Here is a 14,235-nt window from a genome sequence, read left to right as displayed (position 1 = left end):
GCCTAATGCGCGGTGCGCCGCAACATCGTCGTGTCGTAACCGAGCGTCCGGACCCGCTCTACAAGCGCCGCGACCTGTTCAGCGGAGGCGGCCCCGTTGCCGATACCGAACCGCCCCGCTTGCGCGCGCAACGCAGGGCTTTCCTCAATCATCGAGCCGAAACCGCAGAGCAAGCCAATGCGGCAGATCCCGTCGCCTGCCCGCTTGCCGTTCCAGCATTCGACACCGTCGCGACGTGACTCACGAACGCGGAGAGATCGTCGAGCACCGACGCCAACCCTCTCAACGGCGCGCCCAGAGCCCCCACGATCGTTGCATGGCTTACGTTCCTGTAACGCATCACCACGACGGTATCGCCAGTGTTCTGCAATGCGCGTGCGAAGCGATAAGTGTTGCCGGGTTCGACCACCGTATCGTTCTCCGCGACGGCGAGCCACATCGGCGGCTCTGTACCCTGAATGAATCGAATCGGCTGGCTCGCGGTGCGTGCTTCCTCGGGGAATATGCTTTCAAGCATTGCATCACGCAGCGGCAGGAAATCGTAAGCCCCCGCCAGCCCGATCACGCCGGCGATGTCACTCTTCTGCATCTTCCGTGCCGCCAGATAGCGGCCATCGGTCGCAAGCAATGCGGCAATCTGTGCGCCCGCGGAGTGCCCCATCAGAAACAGGCGCCGAGGATCGCCGCCGAACGCAGCCGCGTGCTCGCGTGCCCACGCCACCGCTTGCGCGGCATCGTCGACGAAACCGGGAAAGGTGGTGGCCGGATAAGTCCGGTAGTCGGGCAAGACGGCAACAAAACCCCGCGACGCCAGCGCCTCGCCCACGAACAGATAGTCCTTGCGCTCGCCGGACTGCCAGCTCCCGCCGTAAAGGAACACGACGACGGGCACGCCTGAATTTGCATCGGCCGGCCAGTCATCCACGACGCGTTTGGGCAAGTACACGTCGAGCACTTGGCGCTCTCCCGGTCCATACGCGATATCTGCGAAAAGACTGAACGTGTAGCTCGGCGTCAGCGCATTCAGTAGCCGCATCGGACCGCACGCGGCGAGCAGGCCGACCGCGAGCAGCACCGACAGCACGGCCAGTCCTGCTTTGATGTTCATGCAAGTCGCTATCCCTGAAGGTTCCGGCCGCATACGACGCCTGATCTCGGGATTTACGAAACGTGAGCGGAAGCGGATGCATGCATCTCACGACAGCGGAAGACGCCTCTCTTGAGGTCACGGGCAGGCGTTCATCGTCCGGGCGCCAGCACGCGCAGCCAGTTCACCGTCTCGTCCAAGCGCCATGCGCGAATGCCGACCGATTGGCCCGTCGGCCCGGTTCACGGCCGTGGGCTCCACGCGACATGACGCGCGCCGCCCATAATGGCAGAACAGCCGCAGGTCAGAACCGGTAGTCGAGTCTCGCATACGCCGACTGGGCCGACGCGTGCCCCACGTTCAGGAGCGCGTCCAGCCCGACTGCGACCGACATGGACTTCGCGGGACGGAAGCTGACGCTGGCACCCGTCATCAGATAAGACCGTGGAAGGTCGGTACCCGGCGCTGAAAACGACGTACCGTCTTGCGACGTGACGGCTAAGCCGCGAGCATGGTTTAACGCCTCGTAGGCGTAGCCAACGCGCCACTCGACGTCGATCGGCGCGAGCGCATCGCCGAACGCCTTGTCGATCGCGAGCGAGACGAACGGTTGCAGGCTGCGCGCGTTGTCCGCATCGACGGACAGGTTCTGCCCCTGAGCGCCGCTTTCGCTGAAGCCGTTGCCCCGGAAGTATGCATAGCGCAGTCCGAGCCGCGGCGTCATCGTGACGCCGCCGACGGCGATCGGCATCCCTGCCTGGAGCGCGGCACTGAACTCGTTGCCGTAGTGATCGCCCTCGGCCGTACCGATCGATCCGAACGGCCGCTTCTGCGAAAGAAAATCGAGACCGTAGCCGACCGTTGCAGCCAAATCGATCGGGCCGAAAGAACGCGTCCCGTAGAGCGCTATGCGCAGCGTGTCGGCCGCGCTCGAATCGCCGGTCGAAGATTCGTCAAGCGCGGTGTGCGAGTAGCCGGCCGCGATGCCTACCGTGTTGGCCCCTTCGCGATGATCGATACCGGCCAGGAAACCGTATTCGCGCGCAAGAAAGCCGGGGCGGCCGCCGGTACCCGAAACCTTCGTGCTCGATCCCATCGCAGAAACCCAAGTGCCGGCCGGCGAGATGGTCGATCCGCCGGCTTCGCTGTTTCTTCCTAGGCGGGCGACGAGAGCGGAGTTGATCGTCTGCGCTCTGGTCAGGGCCGACGTGCCCTCCGTTGTAAAGATGGTGGTGTTCTGCGGCGCAATCACGATCGGGCCGGGGCCGCCTGTCGTTGGGTTGGACGCTGCAGTCAGGGCAAGGTCAACCTGGTTCGCGCCGTAGGTGATCGATTGTTGCAGCGACGATAGATCCGCCCCCGCGAGCGCGCTATTCGTGATGCTCGAGAACGTGCCGCTCACACCGTTGCCGGCCGTCAGCAACGAATAGCGGCCCGCGCTGTAGGTGCCCGGGTCATAAACGATGTGCAGCGTACCGTTTAGCGCCGCGGTGCCACCGACGCGCAACTGCGATGCGGCGGTCGGGCTGACTTCGATGGATAGCGTGCCGTTGGACGCTTGGGTATAGTCGCCGCCGAGCGTCAATGTTCCGATCGTACCGCCCGGCGCAACCAGGCCGGCATTCGCGACGTTGCCTGCAACGGTGCCATGACCGCGCAACGTACCATTCGACGCGACTTGTACATTCCCGCCCAATAGCGCCGACGGATCGGCGGCGTCGCCAACTTCAAGCGTGCCGGCGGCAATCGTCGTTGTTCCGGAGAATGCACGGCTGATCCCATCGAGCGTCAGCGTGCCCGTGCCTTGTTTGACGAACGCGCCCGGGCCCGACAAGGTACCGCCAAATGTCGTATCGGTTGCATCGCCTACGGTCAACGCGTTGCCGCCCAGCAAGACGCGCGAGCCGGATGCGCCGCTGAGGCTAGCGAACTGCTGAGCGCTGGCGGCCGAAAGATCGAGCGTCGCATTCGACGACGCGAGCGTGATGGGCGTCGCCGACGACAGCACGCCGCCTCCCGATAGCGCAAGCGTGCCCGCACTGATCGTCGTGCCGCCGGTGTAACCGTTCACGCCGGTAAGCGTCTGCGTGCCCGATGTCAGCAAGAACCCGCCCGTGCCATTGATGGAGCCCGCGAACGTGCCGGATGCATCGGTCACGCCGAGCGTGCGCGCGCCGAGCGTCACCGTGCCTGTGCCGGTCAACTGCTTGATCTGCGCACCGCTCGTGGTTCCCGAAATGTCGAACGTTCCGTTATCGATCAGGCCATTCGCCGCGGCGATGCTTCCGCCGCCCGTCAGTGCCAGTGTGCCGGCACCGATCGTTACCGATCCGGTGATATTGCTGGGCGCCGCGAGCACCTGTGAGCCCCCGGCCAGCACGAGCGTGCCTGCGCCGTTGATCGAACCGCTGAAATTCCCGGATGCGTTCACCAACGTCAGCGTATTGTTGCCCAGCGCAACCGTCCCCGAGCCGAACAGTGATCGGATCGACGCATTGCCCGCTGCACCCGAGACGTCGAACGTACCGTTGGCCACGACGCCACTCGACGCCGAAATGTCGCCCGCACCCGAAAGCGCGAGGGTACCGCCGCTGATCGTCGTCGTCCCGGTGTAGCCCATCGCCGAGGTAAGGGACAGCGCGCCGCCGCTCACGGTGAGGCCACCCGTGCCGGTGATCGAACCGCCGAACGCGCCAGAGCCCTTGTTCACGGTCAGCGTCTTGCCGCCCAGCGCGACGGAACCTGTCCCGGAGATCGTGGCGATCGAAGCCCCGCTCGTCGTACCGGAGATATCGAAGCTTCCGTTGTTGATTACCCCGCTCGATGCCGAGATGTCGCCCGCGCCGGATAGTGCCAGCGTGCCGCCGCCGATCGTGGTTGCCCCCGTATAGGCATTGCCGCCCGCCAACGTCGTGGTGCCGCCGCTGACGTTCACGCCGCCGGAGCCGCCAATAGAGCCGCTGAATGTACCGCTGCCGGATGTGATCGAGAGTGTGCGCGAGCCAAGCGCGACCGCGCCCGATCCGGTCAGATTCTTGATCTGCGCGCCGCTCGTCGTTCCTGATATATCGAATAGGCCGTTGTCGAGCAGACCACTGGAGGCCGCGATACTGCCGCTGCCGGTGAGGGCGAGTTGCCCCCCGCTGATGGTCGTGCTGCCCGTATAAGTATTCCCGGCCGTCATCGTTATTTTGCCGCCGGCGCCCGTCGCGACCGTGTTGCCTGCGCCGGTCACTGCGCCGGATACGGTGAGGCCAGTGGTCGTGCCGCTGAAGGTCACGGTCGATGCCGAGTCGGTCAGGACGACCGACGGCGTCAGCGACAGGTTCGGATTTTGAGCGGCAATGGTGGCGGTTGCGCCGGCATCGAGCGTTACCGCGCCGTTGAGCGTCGAGCCCGACAGAAGATTCAGATTGTTGCCGGTGCCACCGAACTGAATCGACGAAGCGTTTGCTCCGCCGCTTAGGCCACCGCTGATCGTTCCAGCGTTTGTGATCGTCGCGTTGCCATACGTCACGATACCGGCCCCCGCAACGCCTCCCGAGCTGTCGCCACCGTTGATCGTCCCGATGTTGGCGATCGAACTGCCCGCGCCCACGAGGCGAACGCCGGCGCCGCCGCCGCCGAACGTGTTCGGACTTGCGGAACTTCCGCTACCCGAGGCGGCGCCTGCGCCGCCGGTCACACTGCCCGTGTTGACGACACTCGTGTTGGTGCCGAGCACAAGCATGCCGTCTCCGCCTGCTCCGCCACCGCCGCCGAATCCCGTCGCGCCGCCACCGCCGCCGGCGCCTCCGGCGCCACCGGCCACGATCCCGTTATTGGTGATAAATGTGCCGGGTGTGGTCGACATGAGACCGGTACCGCCACCTCCTCCGCCGCCGCCATTTGAAGCGACCGGGGCTGCGCCTTGCCCGCCTGCGCCGCCCGCGCCGCCTTGAACCGTCGCGCCGGAATCCAGCGACAGATTAAAGCCGGAAAAGACGAAGCCCGCGCCACCGCCGCCGCCGCCCGTGCCGAAGTTCGTCGCGAGAGCGCCGGCCGTCCCGCCCCCTCCAATTACCGAGGTGTTGACGGCGAGCGTGCCGGAGCCCGATCCGCCGACGGCGCCCCCCGCTCCGCCTGCGCCATCCTGGGTGGCAGCTCCCGCACCGCCGATGCCGGTCGAGGATGCGGCCCCGGAGACAGGGTCGGTCGTGCCGGTGGATGCATTGAATGTGCTCGCGCCGCCGCCGTCGCCATTGCCGGCGCCACCGCTACCCGTGCGGGCCGGAATTCCCGCGCCGCCAATGGCACTGCATCCCGCTGTCGACGTTGCGGAGCATGTGACCGCCGATGCCATCGGTGAAAAGCCTGCAAGGCTCACCGCCGCCGCAATGACGGAAACGGTTGGCATGGCTGTGCGAACGAAGGCGCTACAAACTGTCCGGCTGCCATTCGTATTGCTGCGGGATGCCGCAGTGAGTTCGGACACCACTTGCACTTGTCGTCGGACGGGATTCCAGACGAGCCGATAAACGCGATTCATTATTCTTCCCCCGGTCGCAAACCACACGGATTCAAAATGAGCCGGGGAATGCGTCAGCTTTATGAAGCATTTGTTATTTGCGCTTCGAAGACCGCTTTATTGGTGCGTTGTGGACGGTTTGAGCGCAGGGCTTTAGTGCGCGGCAGAATATAACATGGGCTGAACCAATTAAATGTTCCCGGCGTGGCCAACTCATTCCAGGTGCCGGCCGTAGAACGAAGTAAGGCAACGCAACTCGTCTTGCGTCCATTGAACGCAACAGCGCGGCCGCCTATCAGGAGGCCGCGATGACCCCGACCCAAGAATAGCCCGGTTCAACCAGTCGATCAGGAGACCGCTGATGCGCCCGATGGCGGCTTGGGCGGCGCGCCCGGACTGCAGCCCCCGATCCGTCAGCGAGAATCGCGGCCGGCCGCACGTCTGAATGCTACGCCCGTTGCCGACACGTCACCATCCGGCGGCATGCGCGACGTCGCCCGGAACGAGCGAGCGCGACGCAGTGCACTGCAGCAAATTAGAACTCGTCCGCGGGATGCGATGCACAGCGAGGGGAGCGCACGGTCAAGGTGACGTTTGCCCTCCATCCGGGTCACGCTCACAATAGGCGTTCCGGCGGCTTTCCGCGCCGGAACGGACGGAGGGCAAAATGGACGATCCCCATGATCTTCAGCGCTTTGTCGACGCGCAGGATTCGGTGTATGCGCGGGTATGCGACGAGCTAAGGCACGGACACAAGCAAAGCCACTGGATGTGGTTCGTGTTTCCGCAGATCGAAGGGCTTGGCAACAGCGCGATGGCGCAACGGTACGCGATCTCGACACTGGCCGAAGCCATCGCGTATCTTCAGCATCCGCTGCTCGGCGAAAGGCTGCGTGAATGCACACATCTGGTCAATCAGATCGAAGGCAGTTCGATCCAGACGATCTTCGGGTATCCGGATTACCTCAAATTCCAGTCGTCGGTCACGTTGTTCGCGCATGCGACTGCCGACAACGCGGTGTTCGTGGAGGCGCTCGAGAAATATTTCGGTGGCGAGGGCGATCACAACACACTTGCGCGAATCTAGCCGGTGTCGGTCCTCACGCCGCGTTAGAATAGCGCCCCTTCTCACGGGAGACGACAATGTCCTGGTTCGTTTATGAAGTGCCCGAATACCACGAAGACGCTGCGCGCATCGAACCCTTCAGCGACCTGCGGAGCCGCGTACTGAAAGTCGCTGGCCTGGCGATGGCTGACGAACTGGAAAGCGTTCGCGAGAACGCTGCGGCGACAGCAGACACGCCCGAGCGCCCCCTGCGGACGCCGGAGAATCCACAGGTCTTTCCGATTCCTTACGCCGACTCCATGATCCTGGTCGGGTTCATCTTCGATCTGAAGCGAGACTTCCGGCAACTGGTAGTCTCACCCGTCGAAATGCCCTGGTTGAACGACGCGTAAACGATGGTCGAACCGGAAACTGAAGGGAGCGTTGGGCCTGTTCCAGGAGCCGGGTAGTTGGCCCCACACGTCGGACCGAGTCGAACTGCGCAGAAATCGAAACAGGGGGAACTGCCGCGGATCTCGAGTGGATACCGAGGCGCGGTCGACATGTTGCCGGTCACGTTGCAGCCCAGCACGCGCTTACGGGCGACACAGGTACAGGCGTCGGGCACCGACTCGGGAGGGAACGTCGACGGTAACGCGAAGGCCGACAGCCACACGGTGTCCGTCATCCACGATGTTCTACAACAACGACAACTGAGCCGGTGTGCTGGTGCGAACTGCTTGATCGCCCTCTCCTGGCGCCAGGCTCATGTCGTCCGCGGACGGAGGACTCCTATCGTCCGGTCGATACTTTCGCACCCAATCGGCGCCAAGCACATCGGATGAGAACACGACGCCGGGCGCAATCTGAACAAGTTCGCTCATCTGCAGATTTTCCTAAGCCGACTGAACGTCGAAGTGCGCTGCGGCGTACTGCGCGCTGCAGTTCCACACTTCGACGCCGTCACGGGTGAAGGAAGCCCAACCGTCTTTGACGATCATCTCAGCACCGGGAAATACGTCACCATACCCATTTGCGGTGGCAGCGAAGACAGTCCGCTCGCGACATGTCGCCCAGTATTTCCCATCGGCAAGCGTTACCGGTTTTGTGCTCAACCGTCAACTCGACTCACTATTTGATCAAAAACCGGTCGCGGTTCTTTGCTCCCGCAATCCATTGAGGGGCCCTGCCACGCCCGCTCCATGTTGCGCCAGTCTTCGGGTCACGATACTTTGGCGCAACCGGCGCGCTCTTGTTCGTCGCAACCGCACGGCGTCGCCCGAAAAGCTGCTCCGGTGTGATGTCATATTCGGCGATCTGTTCACGGATCGTCGTGATGATGCTGTCAAGTTCAGCAAGTCGAACTTCTTCCGCTTGCTGTGCCAGCGCTTCGGCTTGGGCTTTCAGCTCGAGATAGGTAGCCATGTATGTGCAGGGACTCCGATTTAGAAGATTGATCGGTGGTTGAGGTGGCCTTGGGCTTGAGCGTAGTCCGTCGACCTCGACAAACGCATTATATTCGTGGTTTGCTAAGAACCAAACGCCTCCACGCTTCGGATTACCGATTTAAATTCACACAAATACGACTGTCTGCTTCTCGCCAAGTTCAGATGTCCGATTCTCGACCGATCGTAACCTGACCGATCGCTGGCAACCCAGCGCCGAAGGCTGCAATGGCTGCAACGGAGCGGATCACGATGACAATGCGCGATCCGTAAGCGGAGTTGATTCAGTGTTTCTCGATCAACTTGCGGGCGGCAAACAATTCGGCATCGTTGCGGATACCGAGTCTACGATATGCGGATTGGTTTTGCGCGCTGATCGCCTTGAGGCTTCGGAAGAACTTCGACGAGATCGCGGCCGTCGACTCGCCGGGACCAAGCGTGTAGTCGAGTAGCACTACATCGGCGCGGTTCGCTTCGTGCCAGCGAATCAGGTCGTGCGACTTAGCGAAGCTCGCTACCGGTTCGATGAAATTCTTCTCGGTCAGGTGCATGGTCGCCCAGAATCACGACACTGATCGGCTGGTGACCAGGCATCATAGTTACTCTTATCGTTGTTGTATAAGGCACGAAACGGCTAGCCCCGTTATTGCAGCGGGATGCCATCCACGATTATTTCGACTAGCCCACCGGCTTTTGGGGCAATTTTGACCCGTGTGGCTAAATCCGCAGGTTCTGCGATCGCAATGCCGCATTGCGTTTCCGCAACGCGCGACCTATGATGTCGGTCTCGTTTTTCGGTTTTACTTGCGACTATCTCGGCATCCGATACTCGTCTGAGGACCGTCCACGGCAAACCGGCCAACAATCTGGTTGAACAACGTGAGCAAGCTACGTTTGAAACGATGCGCCATGCTAACGAGCGCACTCGTCTGGCTGACGCCCACGTTCGGATGGGCAAGCAATTCGCCGCAGTTCACAACTGAAGAGAAGGCGTGGATTGCCGCGCATCCGGTGGTGCGCACCACAATCGATCCACACTGGCGCCCGTTCGAATTTCGCGATCACGGGAAGGTAGTTGGCATCGTGCCGTCGTATCTCGATGCGATTTCGCGCGTGAGCGGATTGCGCTTCGAGTATGTCGATGGCCTGTCATGGGCGGATTCGCACGACGCCTTGATCTCCGGAAAGATCGATGTGGTGCCGGACGTATCGAAAAGCGCGGATGTGTCGATGTATCGCGACGGCATCATTGTCGGCCAACCGTACTTCGTCGGCACGATGGTCGTGGCCGCGCCGGAACACCTGAACCTGTTCGTCGATTCCCGCAATCTGGCCGGCAAACGGATCGCGATCAAGGGCAACGGTGGGCTGGAATATGCGATTCGCCAGAGCGGCCTGCCCGTGACGCTGCTGACCTATGACGACGAGCAGGATGCGCTCACTGCCGTCCTCGACGGCAAAGCAGATGTGGCCGTCGGCCCGGACATGTCAATCCTGCCGTTGCTACGCCGGCAGTTCCTGGGTCAGCTGTTCCTGGCGGGCGGCCTGCCGGAGCGGCCATATGCGCTGGCCCTGGCAACCCGCAGCGACATGCCCGTGCTCGCATCCATTCTCGATAAGTCGTTGGGCGCGATTCCCGCTCGCACGGGCGAGGAGATTTCGCGCCGATGGATGGAATCGACCGACTACGGCGAGCCGACGCTGCGCTCAATCCTTTACTACCGACGCTGGCAGGTCACAGCAGCCGGCGCTACCGTGTTCGCGCTAGCAGCCATCGCGTTCCTTTCGTGGCGCGCCCGCGCCGCTGCAGTTCGCAGCGAGCGCGAAAAGGCCATGTTCCTCGCGTTCATCAGTCACGAGATCCGCACGCCGATGCACACGATCCTTTCGTCGCTCGAGTTGCTGCAGCAGTCGCAGCTCACGCCGAAACAGGCAGGTCGAGCGGATGCAGCCGTTGCCGCCTCGGAATCGCTGCTGACCCTGCTCGACGACGTGCTCGAATACTCGCGACTCGAATCGCACAACGTCACACTCACGCCCGAACCAACGCAAATTGACGCGTGGTTGCGGCGCAGCGCCGACATGGTGCGCTGGAGGGTCGACGAGAAAGGACTGAACCTTGCGCTTGAACTCGCCTGTCCAGCCGATTTGACCCTGCTGATCGATCAGGTCCGCACGCGGCAGATCGTGCTGAACCTGCTCGTCAATGCAATCAAGTTTACGTCGGAGGGATCAGTATGGCTGCGTGTCGACTATCTGGAAGGCAAGCCGAACACTGCCGGTTCACTTGTGATCGAAGTCCGCGATACCGGGATCGGCATCCCGCCCGCGCGTCAGAGCCGCATCTTCGAGCCCTATCAGCGCGTCGAAGAGCCGGGCAGCCGTCGCGTGAACGGCAGCGGCCTGGGTCTGTCGATCTGCCGTGAACTGGTTGGGCTCATGAACGGCGTGATTACCGTCAGCAGTAGCCCCGACAAGGGCACGATCTTTACCGTGATCCTGCCCGCGCAACGTACCCCATGGGTAGCCGGCCGGAATGCGGCCGCGCCGGAGGCCCCTTCACGTGAAGCCGACACGACCACCAATATCAGAGCTTCCGAGCGAGTCGACGAAGGTCCGATGGTCCTCATCGTCGATGATCATGAAGCGGTTCAACACGCGATCCAGCATCAACTTGATGCACTCGCGTGCCACTCGGCCGCCGCCGGCAACGGCGCGCAAGCGCTCGATCGGTTCGAGCGCACTCACTACGACATGGTGCTGCTCGATTGCGACCTGCCGGACTTCGACGGCTACACGGTCGCACGGCGCATGCGCGCCAGCGAGCAACAACGTGGACAGGCGCGCACACCGATCATCGCGATCTCGGCGTCGACAGAAGATGTGCATCGTGAGCGCTGCTTCGACAGTGGCATGGATGGTGTGCTCGGCAAGCCGCTGCGGCTCGAAGCGTTGCGGCAGATGATCGATCTTTGGTGCCCGGCAAGCAAGCTCGACAGGCATCAGCCGTCTGTCGAACCCACACCCATAGCGGGGCGGGAATTCCCCGAGATCTACCGTCGAAGTATCGACGCGGATCTGGCATCTCTTAGCGCCGCGCTCTCGGCCGGCGATGCCGATAAGGCGCGCTATATGGCGCATAGAATCAAAGGGGCGGCCGCCATTGCCGGGCATGCCGGGACGAGTAACCTGGCAGCCGAGCTCGAGCGCATGCTGGAGGCGGTGTCCGACGGGATTCCTGGCAATGTCGGCCAGCTTCATGATGATCTGTCGCGCCAGCATCGCGTCGAAACGGCTACGCCGGATTCAGGCGAATCGAAGCCGTACAGCGCGCGCGCGTAAGCCTATGAGGCTACCACCTGATCCGGTGCAAGACCCGCATACGCAGGGCACCACATCGCGATCATCTGCCGCAACGCTTCGAGCCGCAGCGGCTTGCCGAGCACACCATCCATGCCGCTCTCGAAGCAACGCACCTTGTGCACGTCGCCGGTGATTGCCGATATGGCGATGATCGGAATGTGTCGTCCCTTGCTTGCCGACTCGCGTTGACGGATCGCGCGTGCGAGCGCGTAGCCATCTATGTCTGGGAGATTGCAATCCAGTAGCACCATGTCGACATGCGTATGCGCGAGCTGCTGCAACGCGGTCTCCCCCGTATCCGCGATGATGCCGACGCAGCCTAGCGCCTCACATTGATCCTGCAGCGAGGCCAGTACGGCTTCGTGATCATCGACGATCAGGATGTAGGGTACCTTCCCGGATGATCGGGCGGCGGATGCTGGTGCGTGCACAGGCGCCCAGGCGGTTGACTGTGCCGAAGACGCGTCATTCGTGACTGCGACCGGCAGCTTGACCGAGAAGACGGTCTCGACATGCGGTGTACTGCTGACCGTGATCGTCCCACGCATCAACTCGACGAGCTCACGACAGATCGTCAAGCCGAGCCCGCTACCCGCTCCGTCGGAACGTGAAGCACGATCATCTTGCCAATACGCATCGAACAGATGCTTGAATTGATCCGCTGCAATGCCGACTCCCGTGTCGCAAACCTCCAGAAGCAGCGTGCTGTTTCGTCCTCGGCGGGGCGCAGAAATACGAACACGCAACGTAACGATGCCGCCGTCCGTGAAGTTAATTGCGTTGACCAGCAGGTTCAGCACGATCTGGCGCACGCGGAGCGGATCGATCTCGACATGCAGCGCCGGCCGGATTTCGATGTCTAGCGCCATCGCGATTCCCCTGGGTTCGGCACGCCAGCGCACCATATCGACAGTTTCCCGCGCCCACGACTCGAGCTCGACTACCTGCACGTCAAACGTCACCTTGCTCGATTCGAGGCGGGAGTATTCCAGGATGTCGTCCAGCAGCGTCAAGAGCGTCTCCGACGCGGACACGGCTGCATCCACGCGGTCGGCCTGTCGTGGCGGCAAATGCGAGTGACGAAGAAAATCGAGCGACGAGAGAACAGTCTGCATCGGCATGCGGATTTCGTGGCTCACGAACGCGAGGAACATCGCCTTGTCCCGCTTGCTGCGAATCGCCGCCGCGCGGGATTTCCAGGAGAGATAGGCGAACAACGCGAATATCAGCAACGTCGCGGCAACCGCGCCCACCTGCGGCGCGCGATAATGCAGGATTGAGCGTAGAGTCGGCTTGCCGTAGTCTCCGAGCTCAATCCAGTCCCGCGTGATCGCAGCGGCTTCGCTCACCGGAATCGCTGCGAGCGACTTGTCGATGATCGACGCCAGAATCGGCAGATCGGCGCGCGTGAGCATGGCCAGCGACACGGGGCGATCCGCCAGCATGCCAGACATGTAAAGCTGCCCCGGAAATTGCCGGCGAACGATCGGCAGGATCGTCACGTCTATGCCAAGCGCGGCGTCGGCTTCTCCGTTGGCGACCGCGGCAAGTGCGAGTTCCTCGGTGTCGAATGTCAGCACGTCGAGCGCGACACCGCTATGACGGGTGAAGTATTCGACCGCGCCACGCCCCTTGATCGCGACGCGCCGGCCTTCGAGCCGCTTCAGACTGAAAACCACCGCGGAATTGTCACGCGTCACGGCAGTCAGCCGACCGACCAGATAAGGCGAACTGACGAGCGCGCGGCTGCCGGCAAGGTCAGGTACCAACTCTCGCCAGACACCCGGCAGCAAATCTACTTTGCCGGTAGCGAGCGCATCGTACGCACGCCCCCATTCCGTCCCTGGCACCGTGTTGAACGTGAGTCCCGTCATTCTCGACACCGCGTTCAGGTAACCAGCGACAAGACCGGCGTGCTGTCCGTTGCTTACATACTCGATTGGACTCCAGTTCGCCTCGACCGCTATATGAACGATCGGGTGTGCGTCGATCCATTGCAGCTCATCATCGGTGAAGACCGGTTTCTGCCAAAGCGTTGACGCGACCGCGCCCGGCAGCAAGACCACGCAGACAGCCAGAAGCAATGCACGACAGAGCGAACACCATTGAGTCCAGCGCGAATCGTGTACGTTTTTCATGATGAATGCAGCTTTGATATGTGACGATGCTGACGGAATGAATCGCGAGGCGCCGCTGCGTCGCGAGCGCGATCCTGACTCACTCGATACATCGCACAAGGCCCGACAATTTGCTTCTCGTTCAAGCGTCGCCGTCAGAATCCCGAAGGTTGTCTGTCAGATCACCACGCCGCGGCCGGTCTCAGGTGTCACGGATGGGAGACCCTAAGGATGCAACACCTGCATAACGAAGGCTTGAAAGGTGCGCCGAGCCCGACCTTGTCAGCGGTCGAGCGCGTTGTTGCGCACGTTGTTTGGTCGGGATTCTGTATCACAAAGTGACGCCGCAATATAAGACGTGTCCTAAAAATGAAAAGCGCCGTCATCCGCACCACGGCCTCACGAAGGACCGTTCGCAATCAAGGAGTAACTCTGATTTGCCTTAAAAATCCTGGGTATGATGGAGCGCTAACGTTCCGCGCGAAGACAGTTGCAGCGGCTTTACCGATGGCACTCTGGCGACGCGGCCGACCAGTCGAACTGATACACCACAGCGACCAAGGTAGTCAGGGCGGATTCAACCGGTGGTCGCAGCACCTCTGACCGAGAAGGTGTTGTATGAGACGAAGCGCGAAGCAGGTGTATCGATTGCCGGGGGACAACGCCGTAAT

At 62.2% G+C, this 14,235-nt stretch carries 8 protein-coding genes; 3 read left to right on the top strand and 5 right to left on the bottom strand.

Annotation, left to right across the window (positions count from 1 at the left end; translation table 11 throughout):
- Window positions 1-148: 148 nt before the first annotated feature.
- Both ACV22W_RS31915 and ACV22W_RS31910 read right to left on the bottom strand, forming a co-directional pair.
- Complete coding sequence (locus ACV22W_RS31915; RefSeq protein WP_448023443.1) at window positions 149-1,108, bottom strand: alpha/beta hydrolase; 960 nt, start codon at window positions 1,106-1,108, stop codon at window positions 149-151.
- Between the two features lie 283 nt (window positions 1,109-1,391).
- Complete coding sequence (locus ACV22W_RS31910) at window positions 1,392-5,615, bottom strand: autotransporter domain-containing protein (RefSeq protein ID WP_448023441.1); 4,224 nt, start codon at window positions 5,613-5,615, stop codon at window positions 1,392-1,394.
- A 646-nt stretch (window positions 5,616-6,261) separates the two neighbouring features.
- Here ACV22W_RS31910 and ACV22W_RS31905 point away from each other — a divergent pair.
- Together ACV22W_RS31905 and ACV22W_RS31900 are read left to right on the top strand one after the other, a co-directional pair.
- Window positions 6,262-6,681 carry a DUF1810 domain-containing protein gene (locus ACV22W_RS31905; RefSeq protein WP_448023440.1) on the top strand — a complete coding sequence of 140 codons (420 nt, stop codon included), beginning with the start codon at window positions 6,262-6,264 and terminating at the stop codon, window positions 6,679-6,681.
- Between the two features lie 56 nt (window positions 6,682-6,737).
- Window positions 6,738-7,052 carry a helicase gene (locus ACV22W_RS31900; RefSeq protein WP_175910483.1) on the top strand — a complete coding sequence of 105 codons (315 nt, stop codon included), beginning with the start codon at window positions 6,738-6,740 and terminating at the stop codon, window positions 7,050-7,052.
- 718 nt (window positions 7,053-7,770) lie between these two features.
- Here ACV22W_RS31900 and ACV22W_RS31895 read toward each other — a convergent pair.
- Window positions 7,771-8,064, bottom strand: a complete 294-nt coding sequence (locus ACV22W_RS31895; RefSeq protein WP_448023438.1) for an H-NS histone family protein — start codon at window positions 8,062-8,064, stop codon at window positions 7,771-7,773.
- Window positions 8,065-8,368: 304 nt separating this feature from the next.
- Complete coding sequence (locus ACV22W_RS31890) at window positions 8,369-8,635, bottom strand: hypothetical protein (protein WP_448023437.1); 267 nt, start codon at window positions 8,633-8,635, stop codon at window positions 8,369-8,371.
- Window positions 8,636-8,963: 328 nt separating this feature from the next.
- Here ACV22W_RS31890 and ACV22W_RS31885 point away from each other — a divergent pair, with 328 nt between their 5' ends.
- Window positions 8,964-11,426 (top strand): ATP-binding protein, encoded by a 2,463-nt coding sequence (locus ACV22W_RS31885; RefSeq protein ID WP_448023436.1) that lies wholly within the window; start codon window positions 8,964-8,966, stop codon window positions 11,424-11,426.
- Between the two features lie 2 nt (window positions 11,427-11,428).
- On the opposite strand, the gene ACV22W_RS31880 is transcribed toward ACV22W_RS31885, so the two are convergent.
- On the bottom strand, window positions 11,429-13,585 hold the full coding sequence (locus ACV22W_RS31880) for an ATP-binding protein (RefSeq protein ID WP_448023435.1): 2,157 nt from the start codon (window positions 13,583-13,585) through the stop codon (window positions 11,429-11,431).
- Between the last annotated feature and the right edge of the window lie 650 nt (window positions 13,586-14,235).

The sequence above is a fragment of the Burkholderia sp. AW49-1 genome (assembly GCF_053427845.1).
This window is presented reverse-complemented; position numbering and strand designations above follow the sequence as displayed.